Source organism: Peribacillus sp. P4_B1, assembly GCF_056402395.1.
In genome coordinates this window covers 68,340-87,452 of sequence record NZ_JBFUHM010000018.1, presented here as the reverse complement: position 1 = coordinate 87,452, position 19,113 = coordinate 68,340, and the positions used below count along the sequence as shown (strand labels likewise).

Genomic DNA, 19,113 nt, shown 5'->3' with positions numbered 1-19,113 from the left:
ATTCCTACATCTTTTCCACTATAACAAATCCACTTGAGAATTACACGTCATCCTATTAAAACAGTTACGAAACCTTGAAATAAACCGATGATTCCACCAAGCAAAGCCCCGAGGTATGTGATCATGGACAATTCTCTCTTAGTGATTGAAACGACCATTTCCTCAAGCCGGGACACCGAAAATGACGAAACCTGTTCTTCCACGATATCGTCCAAGTGAAGCTTTTGGAAAAGCGGCTGAAAATGCTTGATTAAATACTCGGCACCTTTTCCCACGAAAATCGGGACACCTTTTTCCACAATGGTGTTAGTGAAACTGGCTGTCAATTCTCGAACCGGCTTATTCATGATAGAAGAGACTGGCATCATTTCTGCCGTTTTTTCGGTAATCAATTGTCTAATCGTTTCTTTACCGATCAATTCCTCTATTTTCTCTACATCCCATTTCTCCAGATTTCCCCACTCTTTCATCATCATCCCTGACAATATATCAATCGTTCGGGATTGTTCAAAGAATTTTATGATTTCCGGCTGGATCTTATCAATTAACTTTTCGTTTCCAATGAACATCTGAATTAAATTGATCATCTTGCCCCGTTCCTTGAAGAAATCATCCAACATGTCTTCAAGACGGCCTTTGCCTTCTGCACTGTTAAAATACTCTTTTCCCTTTTTTACGATGAATCGTGACATATCAGGAATCGAGTCAAGTGCTTTTTGTTGAATCTGCGGCGGGACGATATCCTTCAAGCTTTTGCTCCGGTTCTCTTCCGACCATGTTTCATATTTACCAAGAATGAATGCTTGTAATCTCTGTTCTATCGTGAATGAAGAATTCTTCATTCCCAATTGATCAAGCAATTGAGCAGTACTTTTTTCCGTGGACAATGCTTTCTTTACTTCTGCCTGAACGAAAATTTTCATATTCTGTATAGAGGCATCATTGATGACTTTACTTTGGATGCTCTCTGGCGTGATTAAATGATCAACCACCAACTTACCCAACTGTTTCGCTAACTCATCCTGCCGCTTCGGGATCAACCCTGGTGTCAACGGCAGCTGTTTCCCGAAAATATAGATTGGTTTATAAGGTCTGAATAGCATTCGGATAGCCAATAAATTGGTGAAACCTCCTATTACAGCACCTACGACAACCATAAACAGTATCTTTATCCAAAACTCACCCATGAAAATTTCTCCTTTTATTGCTTGAACTATGGGCTTAATGACACCTTCTGATAAAAAAAACATAGAATGTGTTATCCACTTTTGCCCATCATTTAATTATAAAAGGATATCAAACTTAGTGCAAACGGGGAATTATTATGAACCTTAACCATCAGAAAGTTTTCATTACGGTAAACCCTGCAGTGACTAGAAAGAAGGCGCTTCTGTTTATCGAAGAAAAACTATTTGAGGAATGGGGCCTTCAATTTGGAGAACCCGTTACGATCATGGCTGGATGCCGTTCCGTCCCTGTGCTTGTCCAACCATTCCCTTCATCAATGCCTACATTGAAACTTTCATTTGACATGAACCAGATTTTATCCTTACCTGCTTTTCCAGATCCAATTTCCGTCTCATTTCATAAGGAAGGAAGGTCAATCAAAATAGGCCCTTTCTTCGCTGCACTCATGAACCAGACTCCCTTGCAAGACGGGACATTCGGCGAAATGGAAAAATTTTACCAGGAAATGAAATCATACTGTAATCAACAGGGTATCCCCTTCTATTTAGTAAAACTTCAGTCGCTTACAGATGGAGTAGTAGAAGGATATCAGACAGGGCCAGATGGCTGGCACATCTTGCCCCTCCCCATTCCTGATGTCTTTTATAACAGGATCCATTCGCGCAAACTTGAAGCATCGCATGCTTTCGAGCTGTTCAAAAATGAACTGGAGGCACGGTCGATACCGATGTTCAATGGAAGGTTCCTTTCCAAATATGATGTACACGAGCTATTGATTTCAGAAAATGATTTGCTGCCAAATTTGCCTGATACGATACTTTTTAACGAAAAGGAGCCGTTCTTGACATTTATAGAAAAGCATTCGGTAATCTACTTCAAACCGGCATCTGGCAGTCAAGGCAGGAATATTTGCAGGTTAACGCAAGTAGCTGAAAAATGGAAAATCGAGCACTCCGGACATCTCCGGGATGTACATTTTGCAGATACGGATGAAAAATTGTATAACGCCTTAAAAAGATTTTCCAGAAAACAAGCCTTCATTCTTCAAAAGGGGATTTCCCTTTTCGAAACTGATCAGAGAAAAGTTGATTTCCGCATACTGCTTCACCGGAATGATCAGCTTCAATGGAAAGTTACATCAATGGTTGCCCGGATTGGAGACCCAGGCACTATTGTTTCCAATCTTGCACAAGGCGGATTAATGAAAAACGGGCCAGATTTCCTAAGGGAAGCATTTGACCTTCATGAAGCCAGCCACATATATCAAAAGCTCGTACGTCTGGCTAAAAACGCAGCCCAGGCCTTGGTCGAAAACCATGACGATTCATTCGGCGAGCTCGGAATCGATTTAGCACTGGATACCGATACACACCCATGGATCATCGAAGTGAATTCGAAACCATCGAAAAAATTTCAAGGCAACTATGAAATCTTTCGTCCATCAGTAAAATCCATCATAGATTTCATGCTCGTCCTTAACCGCGAAAACTATCCATAAAAGGAGTTGCTAGCACGTGTTAATAGGATTAATGGCCACGTCGGATTCACATGAAAACAATTACTTCACCGAAATAGCCAAAACCGCTAAATCATTTAATATGAAAGTTTGTAAATTCACACCGGAAAATATTGATAGGGATTTAAAAAAAGTGCGGGGCGAGCGTTTTGATGCCGAGAATGAAACATGGATTCCAACTTCCTTTGATTTACCTGATTTTGTATATGATCGCTGTTTTCATGGATTATCCCGTGAGTCAACGGAAACGCGAGATAAAATCGATTGGTTAAAAGATAACTCGAATTTCTTAGGGCTTGGACTTCCTGGTAAATGGGAAGTTTACCAAATCCTAAAAAATCATCCACTCCTACAAGCATTTTTCCCAGAGACCTTTCAAGTGACAACACCTGAAGATATTACCGATCATTTGGAACGCCTGGATAAGGTGATTATTAAACCTGAATTCGGTGCAGGCGGTACAGGTATCTATCTTCTATCAAAAACCGCAGACGGAACTTTGGTTTCCATGACGAAAAAAGGCACCAAATACGATCGCCAATTCACCTCCACATCTCAGCTGAACAAATGGCTGCATCATTTATTAAATCGATACCGTTACCTTTGCCAGCCATATTTGGATCTTTGCAACGAAAAAAACGAGCCATTCGATTTACGAATTTTACTACAAAAAAACGAGAAGAATCAATGGATGGAACGGGGCCGCGGAATTCGCACTGGACAAAAAGACGGAATTACATCAAATCTCGCCACGGGCGGGGAAGCCATTTCATTGGATACTTTCATCAAAAAAAACCCGGAAACGATTTCGATTGCTGTCGAACAAAAGATCCAGCATATCCTTCGCACCCTTCCTAGAGAAACCGAGGCCGTTTTTGAAAGGTTATTCGAGTTGGGAATTGATCTAGGCATCGATAAAAAAGGGCAAATATGGATAATGGACATCAACTCGAAACCCGGCAGGAAAATCATTCAGGCAATTCAGCCGGAGGCCATGAAAGATATTCATCGTGCACCATTTCAATATAGCCGGTATTTAGCCGATCATCTTCAGAAAGCAGGTGAATAGAAAGTGAGAAAGACTTATCCTGCCGAAATTGCCGCTATCCCTGGCAATGTTCTATTCTACCCTTCAGAGCTTGGAGATTTGGCAGAGATTGAATTAATTTATTTCGGGCGGCATTCATGTCCTGCCATCGTTAAACAAAACCCGGCCATCAATCAATCAATCGTCCTATCAGAAAGTCTTGCGGAATCGCTAATATTCGATCAGACCGATATTCCTCTTCATTTATTCATATACGGCAAGAGCATCCATATTGGTCCGCTTGTCGGAATTTTTTCTTCAGGCTTCACTGGCATTTCCAACAAACCATTGGGGGAGAGATCGGATTTTTTTGCAAAGCTCCTTTCACTGAGCCGGACAACAGGCTGTATCCCCTTTGTTTTTGGAGAAAATGTAATCAATTGGGATGAGGAGACAATCAAAGGTTATGTGTTTGAGAACGATGACTGGCACATTTGTGAATTTCCTTTTCCAAATGTCATCTATGACCGCCTCCCCAATCGTTTGACGGAAAATCGCGATGGACCAAAAGAGGTGAAGCATAAATTTCAAAAAGAATATACCATTCCATGGTATAATCCAGGTTTTTTCAATAAATGGGATGTAAATGAAAGGTTATGCGCGGATGAGCGGGCACTGCCTTATTTACCTGAAACGTATCCATTTCAATCCATATCCGTGGTGGAAACCCTTCTTTCCCATTACCGCCAAGTTTATATTAAACCAATTCACGGCAGTCTCGGACTAGGCATTCATCAAATTATTTATGATAAGCATGAAGATGTTTACTATTGCCGCTATAAAAATGAGGCAAAAGAAAATAAATTGCAAAAGTTTTCCACACTGGAAGCCATCGTTAAACATATCTTTCATGACCGACCCCTTGAGAATCTTATCGTACAGCAGGGCGTCCCATTAATTCGATCTGAAAAACGCCCTGTAGATTTCCGGGTCCATACGAACAAGGACAGTAATGGAATATGGCAGGTAACCGCGATCGCCGCAAAAATAGCCGGTGCCGGCAGCGTCACGACCCATATTAAAAGCGGGGGCGTCATCAAAACGGTTGCCGAACTGTTTGGAGATGACGATGAGGCGAAAGAAGTCGAACAAAAGCTATCTGAGGCTGCACTGGTTTTAAGTGATAGTATGGAAAAGCACTTGGACGGCATAATCGCAGAAATAGGTTTTGATTTTGGATTGGATAAAAAAGGGCAGGTTTGGATGTTTGAGGCCAATTCCAAACCAGGACGTTCTATCTTTTCCCATCCAAAGCTCAAGGATTTCGAATTGCTAACCAGAAAGCTAAGCCTTGATTATGCCATTTATCTTACGGAACAGACCATTACAAATTCAATCAGTGTACAGCGATGAACATTTTCTACGATATCCCCTCTGAAAACTGGTACCACACCGAAGAGAATGCGGAACTTTTCGCCGGAGCTGCCGTAGAGGAAATAAGCTATAAAAAGGACCATTTGAATCAACCCCTAATTCCAATCACAGTATTTCCAGGTAACCGGATGCTTGTCGTCGGAATTTTGACTGCTTCCAATCCCAAAAAGGAATCAGGCTTGGGAGGAAACTTGACCCTTTTTCGGGACCTATCATCATTTTTATTGAAGCACGGGATTCTGACCTTTGCATTCACAGGAAATGCCCTTCACTCCGAGACGTTGAGAGGGTATGTTTTTTCCTCCATTTCAAACAAGTGGATTGAGTGTAAGATGCCGCTCCCAGACATCGTCTATAACCGAATCCCCTCAAGGGGCTATGAGGCGTCAGAGGAATTCCAACGTCTTATCACTCACCTTAAAGAATATAGAATGAACCTATTCAACCCTTGTTTTCTTGATAAATATGTAATGTTCGAAGCTTTAATGGAAGATGGATCCCTCACCAATCACCTTCCACCCACCATGATTCTAAGGAACAGCGATTGCCTGGATGCTTTTCTGGAAACCCACAGGCATATATACCTTAAACCCTGCAAAGGAAGCCAAGGGAAGGGCATTTATACGATCATCAAAAATCATGATGATACGCTTTTGTTCAATAGCCTGAAGCATAGTGAATCCTTCCCTGATTTCGCCTCATTCTGGGAAACGAAAAAAAAGGATTTATTAAAAAGAAGCTACCTTGCCCAACAGGCGATCAGCCCAAAAAAACTTCTTGGACATCGTTACGATTACCGGATTCTCGTCCATTATGAAAAAGGTTTTTATAAAGTGACCGGCAAAGCAGTAAGGATGTCACAAACTCAGGAAATCACTACCCACACTCCACAAGGGGGTAAGCTTTTCCCTTATCAAAACCTGCAATCAAGAAGCTTGAATCTAAAATTAGCGAATATCGCTCAAAAATGCGGAGAGATTCTTTCTAAAAAAGTCGGTTTTCTCGGTGAGTTTTCCATTGATATTGGGGAAGACGAAACAGGCTCGCTCTTCATATACGAAGTGAACTCAAAGCCCATGCAGTTCGATGAAGAGGAAATTGAAGTCAACAGGCTTTTGCATTTAAAAAACCTTTTCATCGAATTAACTTTTTCCAACCTGAAAATAAAATAACACCTCCAGCTGCCGTTTTCCATTATAATGAAATGAGAGACAGCATATATGGAGGTTATACATATGATCACCCATTTTCAATGGTCACCACTGCATAAAAATTTGCCAGGATGGAAAATTTCCTTTTATTTCAACAAGCAGGCAGTTCAAGCCATATATCATAAAGATGGATCCATCGAGTGGACAGCCAACAAACCTTCTGAAACAGAAGAAACCAAACTAAAAAGCATGATACATGACTTAATGGTCTATCATGTATATGAATGAACCCTATCCCCCCTTTTGATTTTGAAACCCCTGAACAGTATAAAAAACTCTCCTTTGCCTAAACTAAAGAAAAGGCTGGAGGGATTTATTTTGGATAAAGAAAAAATGACATTTTTGAAGGATACCGAATATGATGGCAAGGACTCTGTTTTCCTGGATATCGACCGTATCATCAATGAAGGAATGGCAGGCGGAAATGTGTATGAAGTCGCTAACCTTCAAAACATCGAGGAAGCACATGATTTTTATGATGAAACAGATCCCAATATCAATAAATAAACCCAGTAGGGGCTCTCTTTGGAGGGCCCTGATCCAATCGGAATACAAAGAATGAATCACCAGGTCAGGTAGAAATCCGACTAAGTTTTCAATAGAGATACATAAGGACAAAAAGAAAATACGAACTAAGCTCTTTTCCTTTAGCTATGACTAGTACACCCCTAATTCAAGGCTCAAATATCCTGCTATGTATCAAATACTGGCAATATCCCGAACATTTCCCCTCTCACTTTTTCATAACCATTTCTAGATTGTGCAAGTGCTTCTTTTTCATTTGAACTTTTTACATATATATTAATTTCCTTTGCCAGTTTTTTACGAGTTTTGATAAAATCCATAACCTGTGTTTTTAAATTATCGGTAAAGTATTCAACCATTCCAAACATCAATAGCCCTAATGTCCGTGCGATCATTTGACCGGACATTCCTTATGATTTGTTATTATTTAAAGAATAAAAAAACAACTTCCTCACGGAAGTTGTTTGAGTGCATACGAAACATAGCAACAAATAAATGTATTCGCCATTTTTCAATTGTAAATGTACTTATTTAGTTTTCAACCGAATTCGTTCTCCCACTCTCTTTATGGGTTTCACATTATTAAGTTTACTCCAAAGGAAACGTAACCCAGGATTACTCAAAAGCCTTGAAATCGACTGCTTGCGTTTAATCTTCTTCAACATCCCTTGTTTCTCTTGAATTCCATTATAAACTCGTTGGCTATTGGAATGATCAATGTAGGGAAGATACATTTCTCTTAAAAGACCAAAGCCTTCTTTTTCTTCAAAACCGGTTTCTGTATAATCTTTAATGGTCGATATCAACTTTTCTGTAGTGAAAACTTGATCACCAAATAACTCATGATCTAAATCCATATAACTGCCTTGATACTTATTGTATGTTTCTAGATCGAATTGGTAGAAAATTACAGGCTTTTTCTGATAAAACATATCCCACGCAACACTTGAGTAGTCCGTAATCAACATGGAAGTTTGCATTAATAAGGAATTTAAGTCCTGTTCATTAGAAATGATGATCCTATGATTATTATTTGAAAAATGGTCAATAAAGTCTTCGAATTTAGGATGCAAATAAAAATACAGCGTCAAATCATGTTGCTCCAATAGCTGGCTCAATTCTTTAGATTGTAAAAACGTCCTGAACACTTGAACATACTCACTTTTTTCCACTTCCTCAAAAGGCAAGTTTTCAAGCCAAACACGCCATGTCGGCATTAATAAAATACTTTTTCCCTTAGACTTATTTTCAATGACATCCCATCGCGGCAGGCCACTTACAATAAGTTCCTTTTTACTATAGCCGAAATGATTCTGGATGATTTTTCCTTCAGCAGGTGAAGAAACGACAAAAAGACTTGGTGCATTAATGCTTGATTTTTTAAAGATGCTATTAAGTTTCTTCAAGCCAATAACACCATGTTGTAAAAAGACAAGCGGCTTATAATTCATCGCTTTTCTAATGCGGCCCTTTTGAATGCGTATGTCGTACGCATGCCCTTTTGTTTCAGAAGACACTAGCAGCTGAGCAGAAAACATGTAAACCATATATTTAAAGCTCATGAATTCAACTACTCTATTTCTCATGCCTTCCAATTTCGGATAATCTTCTGAATCAGGCTTTATAATATAATAAGCTTGTTGATGCTTATGATTTTCATAAATATATTTAAAGAAATAATAACCGTTATCTTGGGCCCTATCAGCCGTTTTCTCGTAAATCAACCAAATATTTTTTTTCATATAATAAGGACGAAGAATATTAAAAACCCAAGAAGCAAGAATTTCTTTAAAAAAGTACATATTCGATTCGTATTCTGTTTTTTCCTTATAAGTTAATGCCAATGTACCTGATGCCGTGATATATGGATAAATCCAAAAACCGTTATCAAAAGTATAGGACATTCCAAAAAGTCTTTTATTCAACTTTCTTGATGCCGACCACGTAGGATTCTTAAATCGAATATAATGATCATTCCCATCAACCCTGACTAACAAATAAAAATCATAATAAAACGGGCGCAATTCCATTGAATCAACATCGATTTCAAAAGAAAGTTTATCTTTCCCTTTCACCTTGAACAAATACTGCTTGTCCTCGGATATATCCCTCGGCTTTAAGACTAGTCCGACCATTTCATATTCCCTTTTCATTTCAAGGCGTACGGTACCAGTCAGGAAGTTACCTTTAAAATTTAAAGACATCAGCGACATTTTTGCTGAAAGAACCTCATCCGACAGGTGGATCGGTTGTTTAATCACGATGCTTAAACCACCATTTCTGGTGATGTAGGGGGTTATCACTTGAACGCCAATAGAGGGGATTGAATGGAAATACTCATTCTTTCCCCCGCTAATTTGTATTCGATGCAGTTCCCCATTTTCTTCCACATACAATTTCCAGCGTGATGCCGCTTGATAATATTCTGCGTTAAAGCTTTTAAGGTCGATTACCATTTTTGAATCGATTATATCCGTATCGAATGTCCATCTTATTTTCATGCTTTCTTCAATGCCAATGATTTCCACTGGATGGGGATTCTTGAAATGAAAGGAGATTTTTTCATCTTTACATACTAGATGATCCACCGTGATTATCTTCTGTCCCATAGGCCGCGAACCCCCCTTTCATTCAGATTCATTAAATGATCTCTTAATGAAAAAGCCAGCTTCCTAGTTATTTTTTTGCGTTTTGCAAAGCGCCACATCTTTCTCAGCAATGTCACCTTTGTGAGTTTTTTATAAAAAGAAACTTTTCTTGGCTTTAATCTTTTTTCATTCTTTAAAATATTATTATAAATACGTTCACTGTTTTGATTGTCGATATTAGCGAAGTATTGACTTCTTTTCTCTTTAAAGATTTCTTGTTCTTCAAAGTTGTTACGTATGCTATTTTCAATGGAAGTTAACAAATCATCCGTATTCAGTGCTTGATCCCCGAATAATTCTTTATTCATATCCATGTAGCTTCCTTGTAATTCCGTATATTCATCGAGATCGAACTGATAAAAGATAGTCGGTTTTTCAAGATAGTACATATCCCAAGCAACACTTGAGTAGTCAGTGATCAAGAGTGCCGATTCACGGATCAACTTGCTGATATTAACATCACCAAACTTGATTATCTCGATCTGATCACAAGTTGTATGGAATTGATCAATAAAAGGCTGAAATTTAGGATGGACATAAAACTTCAATTCCACCTGGTGTATCCGGAGCAAGTCCATCAATTTCTCCGAATTCAATAAACCGATATAACTTTTAAAGTAATTCGATTCAATGAATGCATCATTAGACACTTCATTAAGCCAATTCCTCCATGTAGGCATTAAGAAAATTTGTCGTTTTATTGGAGTTTCTTCTTTGTTTACGTCATCCCATCGACTTAAACCGGTAACGATGATATCCTTCTCGTTATATCCAAAATAATTTTTCACGATTTCTTTTTCAAAATCTGAAGAGGTAACGAACAAATCCACTTCCTCTGATGAACCCTTATTTAGCGTACTATCGATTTTCTTTAAACCCAGCACTCCATGTTGTAAAAAGACAATTCTCTTCCTTCTTAAATACTCAATCACTTTACCCTTTTGTACACGCCAAACATAAGAATGTCCCTTGGTTTCTGATGCGATGAGCAGTTTAGAGGAAAATAAATAGATCAAGTGTTTAAAGCTCATAAAGTGGATTACACGATCCTCAAACCCTTTAAGGTTAGCCATATCAGGAGAATCTTTTTTTATAATATAATAGACATTTCTCTCCGGTTGTTCATTATAGCAATATTTAAAAAAGTGATAGCCATTATCCTGTGCGGTTTCTGACATCTTCTCGTAAACAAGCCAAATATTTTTATGATCATAGTACCTATTAAGCATTTTATAAACGAAGTAGGATATTTTTTCTTTCCACTTGAAAATTGGTGCTTCATAAACACTTTTCATTCTGTATGTTAACGCAAGAGAGTTACTTCTTGTAATGTAAGGATATACAACATGGTCGTCCTCTTTTGAATATGAATAATCATTAATAGTCCTATTCAATTTTTTACGGACATTATCTGTTGGACGTTTAAGTTTTAATTCGTAATCCTCACCTTCTACGTCAACCAATACATAAAAATCCCAATAAAACTGTTCAAATTCGTGCTCGTCCAAATTGACTTCAGATAATATGCTCTTCTTCTTTAAAGTCACGGGAAGTCGCGTAAATGCCTCATTGTTACGATGCTTAAGTAACATTCCCTTTACTTGATAACTTTGAGCGTCTGGCAAAGAGAGTATTATTTCGATTTCAAGTATCGATTTTTTTAGAACAACATTCTTAATCAGAATTTTTGACTTTAATTTTTCATGCCGAAGTGCAAACTCTGTACCAATAACAAAGGAGAGTTCATTCCGGGCTGTTAAATAAGGTGTAAAAACATTCTCTTCATCTGCCTGAATCGAAGGTAAATATCTTTCTTCCATAGGAAGTTTCTTTTGGTCGTAAAAACCAACCCGATTCAATTCCATTACATTCGCATACGTTATCTCAATGAAAACATCCCACCTTGATGGAATTATCCCACTTCTAATAAATGGCTCCAAATTCGAATGGACTTCAATTTGTCGGGAGTTTATTTTTAGAATCGATGGCACTCGATGCATTTCTCCGCTTTTTCTATTTTTAATAACTACGTACGCGGAATTAACCTTGGCATCTTGGATATCTTCCATGGAAAAAGATAATTCATATTCATGGAAGCTTAAGTCATGTATTGGCAGTCTATTCTTCGTAATATAGAAACGTGCTTTATTGACGTCTTCACTTTCACCCAATAGAATTCCCAACTCAGCTTTAGGCGAGATATAAGCCATGGCGTGAGTTTTCACCAGTTCAAGAGGTAGCTGTTCCAATTGAGGAAATGCAAATGTTGATATGGGTTTTAATTTACTTAACTGTACATCCCCGGCAATGACCTCTTTAACATAAACCTTCCACTTTTGACCAGTTTTAAAAAAGATATCATTAAAGATTTTTTTCAAATCGATTACTAAAAGTTGTCCATCCTGTCTGAATTCGTGCGTTTGAACCCATTCTGCTGATGTGCTTTTTTCAAAAACAACGGAAGTGGGCTGACAGGAAGGCTCCATCAATCGAACAAGAAGATGGTCACCCTTTATTTCAAGTTCATCAAAATATCGTGTTTTAATGCTTTCCAATGAATTAGCCAACGGATCCATTTCGTAAAAGGAAAGCTCACTATGTCTGTGAACAAGGTTGGAATTGAACTGAAGTTTGTATGACTTTAAAACCTTGCCGATTTTCGCTTCAACATACAAGTTGGCAGAGGAAGGAATTTCAGCAAGTTTTGATAAATCCACTTCTATTGTATTCCTTTCACCCTGCACGGCTCCAATTGCTGAGGTGCACTCGGTTGCAGGATCATATATTGTCAGAAATAGCTTACCTAACTCTCCTTCTTCATGGAAAAACCTTGCCTTTTCCCCCTCCACTTCCATAGCGGAGATGTATAAATTATCCGAAACCACTTTACAGGATGCACGAAATATGCTGGCTGAATTGCCATACATTATACTTAGGGTGTTTTTTTTGTTCAGAAAGATGATTGCAGTCTCGTTTTGTGAAATTTGATAATAAGAACGGGCGAACAATCGATTCTTCATTCTTTTTATAGTAGGTTTGACCAGTCTGAACAACTCTTGGTTCATTTTAAGCAAAATTGTATAAGTTGTCCTATGTACATCTGGCCAGTTCATATTATCAAGTGAAATGGTCAAACAGGTTTCCTCATTCAAACTTTTACAAATTACTTTATCGTAAATATGTTCTTCTTTCGTTTCATTATCTTGCAATATTATATCGGCTGATTCTATATTTTCATTTATGATTATTTCAATCTTTGAGCCTCTTAAGTTAAAACTGGTTGCATGAATTGTTTCCACTAGTTGATCACCTTTTTTTCAATGTAATGTAGCTTGTTCATATTCTATGACTATCATACTATAAAAAGCAGCCCATTTTTAATGAAACTGACAATCCCTCGTTTAAATAAATATTCAAATAATTTCATGAATTTAAACAATAGGCCTCTTGTTATGATATTGTGAATTGCATACTTTTAAACATATGATTATACCAAATCACGTGAACATCAAGAAAGCGGCCCGAGGCAAATGCGTTTAAACTTTGATTATTTTAGAAATTCATTTCTATTCACCCGATTAGATTTTACCTCCTATGCATTACTCTCGGTATTCTCATGGAGTTCGGATCCTTTTTCTTTCCATACTGTCTATCCCCTGTATCTACCTATGGTCACGCAATTTCCGTTTGCGCATTAAGTCTTTTTTAGAAAATTATGAAGACCCAAGATTTAACTCCTACACTCTTCCATGAAAACGGCAAGAAGCGATAACCCCTTGCCTTCAATGGAAAATCCCCCTTATTTCATTCATTCTCCCTTGCGCTCAAAATATTTCCTTTAGTATTGATGTAATGATATGCTCCGAATCCCATTCATGCTCAGATATCTCGATAAGGGGATATCGATTCGGTAAAACGAGTTGCTGTATCTCATGAACGGTCAGTCCTTGATGATGTAAACGCAAAATTTCACCACGGAGGTTTTCCAAATAATCTAGTTTTTTTCGGAACATTTCCTTTCCATCCGGAACATGCCCGGCATGACAGCAATACACTTCTCCAAAATCATATTGGAGTAATCTTTTTATAGAATCGATGATGATCGGGACAGACTCTTCCCGTAAGACAAGCTTTGTTTTTGGTGTTACGAAAAGATCTCCGGAAAAGAGCATGCCATTACTGTGATTCAAATACACCATATGGTCCTTCGCATGACCAGGGGTAAAAATCGGCTCCCACTTTTGGGTGCGGGAATGAATGGCCTTCCCTAGCGGATCAGCCTTAAAGGCGTCTCTCTTCCCCCAAAATATTTTGCGATACTCAGGATATTCAGCATCCTTCGCACAAGCATCGACCGACATCGGATGAATGAATATCGGAACCTTTTTATGTTCCATTATCCAGGCTGCGCCCCCTGTATGGTCCTCATGATAGTGTGTCAGCGCCACTAAATCGAAGTCTGCGGACTCATAGAATGGAACAAGCCCTTCCAATAATATCTGCGCACCTGTATCTATCAATAGGCCATCCGTTAAAAAAACATAGACACTCATCCCCGACTTGCCGCTAGGAGTCCCGTGCACACAAACCACATCATTTACTGTCTTTATCTCTATCATGCATTTCCTCCCCATTATTGGAAAAAGTAGTTTCATCTGCCTTTTTTATATTATTATAATACATGTATTATCTCTTTACCCTTTTGACAAGAAAATAATGGAATAATCAACCTGGATGGAAAGGCTTGATAATTGTCATTTAGCCCATTTTTAGAGGAATGGTTTTTAACGAAAAGCACGGAACAAAAAGCAGGAGCAAGCCGAGGGCGGACCACCCGCGGAAAGCAAGTGCCTTTTGTTCCAATCAACGTTCAAATTACAAGCCATAAAAAAACTGTAGGCAAACTTGAACTGCCCCGTAAATGTTAGACACCAAACTAACATTTACGGAGTGTTTTTCTATGGCTAAATTTTCTGCCGAACAGAAAATATTTATTACGTGTCTTTACCTAGAAGGAATGCACTTTCCCTTCTCGGAAAAACTGGCAATATCCTATCCTATTCTTTTGAACTTTATTCTTTTTCGCTATAATGATATGGAAAGGGAGAAAGAAGGTGGAAATGATGCTTGAAAATCTCAAACAAAAATTCCCGAACGCTCTTACCAATAAAAAGGATACTAATGATTTTACTGACTATGTTTGGTTCGAAGACACAAGAAGTATACTTGGCATTCCCCGTTCAGAAATCACAGCTGAAGAAATCCGTTTATTGGAACTGCTTTTTGTTCCTTCCATAAACCAAAATAACCTCAATACGTTTCCAGGCACATCATGGAAAACTTTTTTATCCGAACCGAATGCACCATTGCCTTTAACAAGCTGGGAGAATGTTCGATTCATTCATTTCAAGCTTACTCATGCTGATTATTCCCACTCCGATTTTGAAGACGCCTTCCTCGCTTTCGTTCCATCTGACGCAGCCATTGTCTGGGAAAATGAAACGGCAGGAATCTTAATTGAAACCGACAAGGATGAATCTTTATCAAATAAAGAACTAATCGCCATTTCTTCCACGCTTGAAAGTGACTTTTATGTAAAGACCCGAATGTTCACCGGGCGCTTTCACCCAGTAAATCAAGACCTGCATCATCATAGGAATCAGGAGAAAAAATGTTTTGCTTTGGCACAAGTAAATCTGCCGGATCTAAAGGTGGCTGATTTGGCAGACATCATCCCCCATTCTTTAATAAATGACCTATCCGTTACGAATTCAAAGTGGTATATCAATGAGATTCTCGGCAAGACCAAACAGGATACTGAACTTATCAAAACGATTAAAACGTATATCGAATGTAACTCCAATGCTACCTATGCCGCCAAACAGCTTTATATACATCGGAACAGCTTACAATACCGGATAGATAAATTCACTGAAAGAACTGGTCTCGATATTAGAAACTTTCGTCACGCCTTGACTGCGTACTTGATTATATTAATGAATGATTAATTTTCATCAAGAACAGGGATTGTCATCCATTTTTGTGCAATGTGCCCATACTTTTTTCTAAACTGATAGCTTAGACTATAGTTAATTAGTACAAGTAATCAGGAGTTTAAAAGGGGGATTTTTCATGGCAGAGTTAATATTAGATCATATATTCAAGATTTATGATAAAAAGGTAACGGCTGTTAAAGACTTCAACCTTCGTGTTGCCGATAAGGAATTCATAGTTTTTGTGGGACCTTCAGGTTGCGGTAAATCGACGACATTAAGGATGATTGCCGGACTGGAAGACATTTCCCAAGGGGATTTATATATAGACGGCAAGCGAGTCAATGATGTCCCTCCGAAAGATCGTGATATTGCGATGGTTTTCCAGAACTACGCCTTATATCCCCATATGTCCGTCTATGACAATATGGCATTTGGATTGAAGCTCAGGAAAACACCAAAAGCGGAAATCAAGCAAAGGGTCAATGATGCTGCAAGGATCCTCGGACTTGAAGAGCTGCTAAACAGGAAACCTAAAGCCCTTTCCGGTGGTCAGCGCCAGCGTGTGGCACTTGGCCGTGCAATTGTAAGGGACGCAAAGGTTTTTTTGATGGATGAGCCACTATCCAATCTCGACGCAAAGCTGCGGGTTCAAATGCGGGCGGAAATCGCTAAACTACATAAACGGCTGGACACCACGACGATATATGTCACACATGACCAAACAGAGGCAATGACAATGGCGACACGTCTTGTCGTAATGAAAGATGGTATCATCCAACAGGTCGGTGCACCAAAGGACGTTTACGAGAAACCCATTAACGTTTTCGTCGGCGGTTTTATCGGATCGCCTGCCATGAACTTCTTCACCGGAACATTAAAAGAAGGCACGATTAAAATTGGTGCACAAACGCTAGAAATACCCGAATTGAAGATGAAAATGCTGCGTGATCAAGGATATGTCGGAAAAGATATAATCCTTGGCATCCGTCCGGAGGATTTCCATAATGAAGGAGTTTACTTCACGGAGTCCCCAAACACAACATTCACAACCCAAATTGATGTAGCCGAGCTCATGGGCGCAGAGATCATGCTTTACTCCACATTAGAGGGGCAGGACTTCGTCGCACGGGTCGATGCCAAGAATATTATCCAGGCAGGCGAGAAAATCAAACTTGCCCTTGACATGAATAAAGCCCACTTTTTCGATAAAGGGACCGAACACCGCATTTTAGTTGAAGAAGATGAACAGATGCAGGAAAGCATGAAGTTATCTGCTAATTAAACGCAAAAAGACCCGTTCATGAATGGGTCTTTTTGCGTTTATTCAAATAATATCTAATGGGCAAACCCTATTCCTGGACCAAAACCACTTCATCATGTCCGCATTCAGAGCATTTCATGAGATGCGGGCATTGGCCTTTTTGAAGGGATTGAGGGTATCCGTCGTTTTCTTTAAGTGTGTCGATATCCATATAAGCACTGTAATCATCAGCGTAATCCATGAATTTCCCTTTATCATCAAGACCACTGCTGCACTCCGGGCAATTTACATGAATTTTTCTTAGACCGTTGCAAAGCGGGCATAAAGACATTGTTTTTCCTCCTGTCCCCGATACTTATGATTTCATTATTTGCTGATTCCATTATTTTAACATATGGGAACACCCTCCCTAAAACCAGCGGGAGGGCACTCCTATGCAATTATTTATTAACCATGTCAGCAGGATCTACCCATGCTTTGAATTCAGCTTCCGTCAGGAATTCTAATTTCAACGCCGCTTCTTTTAACGTTGAGTTGTCCTTGAATGCAGTTTTGGCGATCTTGGCTGCTTTTTCATAACCAATATGCGGGTTCAATGCTGTTACCAACATAAGTGAACGGTCTACATTTTCTTTGATTTTATCTTCATTTGCAGTGATGCCAACTGCACAATTAATGTTGAAAGAGTGAATGCCTTCCGTCAATAATTTCACCGTTTGCAGGAAGTTATAGATGATGACTGGTTTGAATACATTCAGTTCAAAGTTACCTTGGCTTGCTGCAAAGCCAATCGTCGCATCGTTACCCACGATTTGTGTCGCAATCATGGTAAGCGCTTCACTTTGTGTAGGATTGACTTTACCTGGCATGATGGAGCTGCCTGGTTCGTTTTCAGGAATGGCAATTTCGCCGATTCCGCTTCTAGGGCCACTTGCCAGCCATCTGACATCGTTCGCAATTTTCATTAAATCCGCTGCCAATGCTTTCAACGCACCGTGTGCGTAGACGATTTCGTTATGGCTTGTCAATGCATGGAACTTATTATCCGAAGTGACAAAGGGATGTCCTGTATCTGCTGCAATTTGTTTGGCCGAAAGTCCTGGGAATTCTTTTTTTGTATTGATTCCCGTTCCTACAGCCGTTCCGCCTAGGGCCAGGTTCAATAATTTTTGGCTGCTTTCCTGAATCATCGCGAGATCTTTATCGAGCATCGCTTTCCAACCGGAAATTTCTTGTCCCAAAGTCAGTGGTGTTGCATCTTGAAGATGTGTCCGGCCAATTTTCACGACATCCCAAAATTCTTTTTCTTTTGAATCGAAAGTATCACGAAGTGCTTTGATGGCAGGAACCAATTTTTCAGCGACTTCCATAAAGGCTGCAATATGCATGGCGGTCGGGAAAGTATCATTGGAGCTTTGTGCCTTGTTCACATCATCATTCGGGTGAAGGGTTTCGGATTCACCATTTTCTTTTAACCATTCATTCCCTTTGTTAGCGACCACTTCATTCACGTTCATATTACTTTGCGTACCGCTTCCCGTTTGCCAAACTACAAGTGGGAAATGTTCATCAAGCGTACCTTCAAGGATTTCGTCGCAAATCTTAACGATGGCATTCTTTTTAACCTCCGAAAGATCGCCAAGATCAAAGTTCACCTTTGCCGCAGCTTGTTTAACGTATGCAAATGCACGAACTAATTCAATCGGCATTTTTTCGTTACCGATTTTGAAATTGTTACGGCTTCTCTCCGTTTGTGCACCCCAATATTTATCGGCAGGAACTTTCACTTCACCCATCGTATCTCGTTCGATTCTGTATTCCATGTGTTCTCCTCCTATTGTTTGCACTATTCATCGAAGACCATATGTATATGAAATGAATAATGTCATATTATTCTTTCTCTTTATACATTGTACAAACTTTATTTTTTTAATGCAAAAATAACCGGCCAAGCCTCCCCCTTTTTCTTTAAAATCCATTTAAAATCGTGTTTATCCCTGGACCCATGCAAATTTTGGATATTCTTTTTAGATACATAAAGTGTTGACACCGCTAGTCTCCAATTGCCCTTTTCATGAAAATCAAAGCATTATCATCCAAAATGTTCTTGACAGCATTTTATATATATAGTAAATTCAAAAGAAATTGAATAATCTAAACTCTTATCGAGAGAGGTAGAGGGAATGGCCCGATGACACCTCAGCAACCTTCATTTGTTTCAAACCAATGAAAAGGTGCTAATTCCACAAGTTTGTGAACTTGGAAGATAAGAAGAATGACTCGTCCCTATTTAATCAAAGTCTTCTT

General features: G+C 39.0%; 15 protein-coding genes and 1 riboswitch. Of the genes, 8 read left to right on the top strand and 7 right to left on the bottom strand.

Going from position 1 to position 19,113, the window contains the following annotated elements:
* Nucleotides 1-47: 47 nt before the first annotated feature.
* Nucleotides 48-1,187, bottom strand: coding sequence for a DUF445 domain-containing protein (locus AC1DVK_RS12745; protein ID WP_477626606.1), 1,140 nt, complete (start codon nucleotides 1,185-1,187; stop codon nucleotides 48-50).
* Nucleotides 1,188-1,324: 137 nt separating this feature from the next.
* On the opposite strand from AC1DVK_RS12745, the gene AC1DVK_RS12740 reads away from it, so the two are divergent.
* From AC1DVK_RS12740 to AC1DVK_RS12715, 6 genes are all read left to right on the top strand, one after another.
* The gene (locus tag AC1DVK_RS12740) at nucleotides 1,325-2,686 is read left to right on the top strand and encodes a YheC/YheD family endospore coat-associated protein (RefSeq protein WP_477626605.1); all 1,362 of its coding nucleotides are present in this window, start codon (nucleotides 1,325-1,327) and stop codon (nucleotides 2,684-2,686) included.
* 16 nt (nucleotides 2,687-2,702) lie between these two features.
* Complete coding sequence (locus AC1DVK_RS12735; RefSeq protein WP_089364922.1) at nucleotides 2,703-3,773, top strand: YheC/YheD family endospore coat-associated protein; 1,071 nt, start codon at nucleotides 2,703-2,705, stop codon at nucleotides 3,771-3,773.
* A 3-nt stretch (nucleotides 3,774-3,776) separates the two neighbouring features.
* Entirely contained in the window at nucleotides 3,777-5,144 is a 1,368-nt protein-coding gene (locus tag AC1DVK_RS12730; protein ID WP_477626604.1) for a YheC/YheD family endospore coat-associated protein, read from the top strand.
* A complete protein-coding gene (locus tag AC1DVK_RS12725) occupies nucleotides 5,141-6,337 on the top strand; it encodes a YheC/YheD family endospore coat-associated protein (protein ID WP_089364920.1) in 1,197 nt (398 codons plus the stop codon). Before AC1DVK_RS12730 ends, AC1DVK_RS12725 begins: the two co-directional genes overlap by 4 nt.
* Before the next feature lie 63 nt (nucleotides 6,338-6,400).
* A complete protein-coding gene (locus tag AC1DVK_RS12720) occupies nucleotides 6,401-6,604 on the top strand; it encodes a YheE family protein (protein ID WP_061461992.1) in 204 nt (67 codons plus the stop codon).
* A 90-nt stretch (nucleotides 6,605-6,694) separates the two neighbouring features.
* On the top strand, nucleotides 6,695-6,883 hold the full coding sequence (locus AC1DVK_RS12715; RefSeq protein WP_061461991.1) for a hypothetical protein: 189 nt from the start codon (nucleotides 6,695-6,697) through the stop codon (nucleotides 6,881-6,883).
* 185 nt (nucleotides 6,884-7,068) lie between these two features.
* Here the strand turns inward: AC1DVK_RS12715 and AC1DVK_RS12710 are convergent, their stop codons facing one another.
* The 4 genes from AC1DVK_RS12710 to AC1DVK_RS12695 form a co-directional block, all read right to left on the bottom strand.
* Nucleotides 7,069-7,308 carry a hypothetical protein gene (locus tag AC1DVK_RS12710; RefSeq protein WP_477626603.1) on the bottom strand — a complete coding sequence of 80 codons (240 nt, stop codon included), beginning with the start codon at nucleotides 7,306-7,308 and terminating at the stop codon, nucleotides 7,069-7,071.
* Between the two features lie 120 nt (nucleotides 7,309-7,428).
* Nucleotides 7,429-9,510: a CDP-glycerol glycerophosphotransferase family protein gene (locus tag AC1DVK_RS12705; RefSeq protein WP_477626602.1), complete on the bottom strand. Its 2,082-nt coding sequence runs from the start codon at nucleotides 9,508-9,510 to the stop codon at nucleotides 7,429-7,431.
* Nucleotides 9,495-12,848, bottom strand: coding sequence for a CDP-glycerol glycerophosphotransferase family protein (locus tag AC1DVK_RS12700; protein WP_477626601.1), 3,354 nt, complete (start codon nucleotides 12,846-12,848; stop codon nucleotides 9,495-9,497). Before AC1DVK_RS12700 ends, AC1DVK_RS12705 begins: the two co-directional genes overlap by 16 nt.
* 525 nt (nucleotides 12,849-13,373) lie before the next feature.
* A complete protein-coding gene (locus AC1DVK_RS12695) occupies nucleotides 13,374-14,168 on the bottom strand; it encodes an MBL fold metallo-hydrolase (RefSeq protein ID WP_061461987.1) in 795 nt (264 codons plus the stop codon).
* 504 nt (nucleotides 14,169-14,672) lie between these two features.
* Between AC1DVK_RS12695 and AC1DVK_RS12690 the strand changes: the two genes are divergently transcribed.
* Both AC1DVK_RS12690 and AC1DVK_RS12685 read left to right on the top strand, forming a co-directional pair.
* Nucleotides 14,673-15,557: a PucR family transcriptional regulator gene (locus AC1DVK_RS12690; RefSeq protein WP_289320859.1), complete on the top strand. Its 885-nt coding sequence runs from the start codon at nucleotides 14,673-14,675 to the stop codon at nucleotides 15,555-15,557.
* Between the two features lie 124 nt (nucleotides 15,558-15,681).
* The gene (locus tag AC1DVK_RS12685) at nucleotides 15,682-16,827 is read left to right on the top strand and encodes an ABC transporter ATP-binding protein (RefSeq protein ID WP_061461985.1); all 1,146 of its coding nucleotides are present in this window, start codon (nucleotides 15,682-15,684) and stop codon (nucleotides 16,825-16,827) included.
* Nucleotides 16,828-16,894: 67 nt separating this feature from the next.
* Here the strand turns inward: AC1DVK_RS12685 and AC1DVK_RS12680 are convergent, their stop codons facing one another.
* Both AC1DVK_RS12680 and fumC read right to left on the bottom strand, forming a co-directional pair.
* On the bottom strand, nucleotides 16,895-17,137 hold the full coding sequence (locus AC1DVK_RS12680) for a hypothetical protein (protein ID WP_061461984.1): 243 nt from the start codon (nucleotides 17,135-17,137) through the stop codon (nucleotides 16,895-16,897).
* A gap of 109 nt (nucleotides 17,138-17,246) precedes the next feature.
* A complete protein-coding gene (gene fumC, locus AC1DVK_RS12675) occupies nucleotides 17,247-18,629 on the bottom strand; it encodes a class II fumarate hydratase (RefSeq protein ID WP_061461983.1) in 1,383 nt (460 codons plus the stop codon).
* A 336-nt stretch (nucleotides 18,630-18,965) separates the two neighbouring features.
* A riboswitch (SAM riboswitch) is annotated at nucleotides 18,966-19,079 on the top strand.
* Nucleotides 19,080-19,113: the final 34 nt, after the last annotated feature.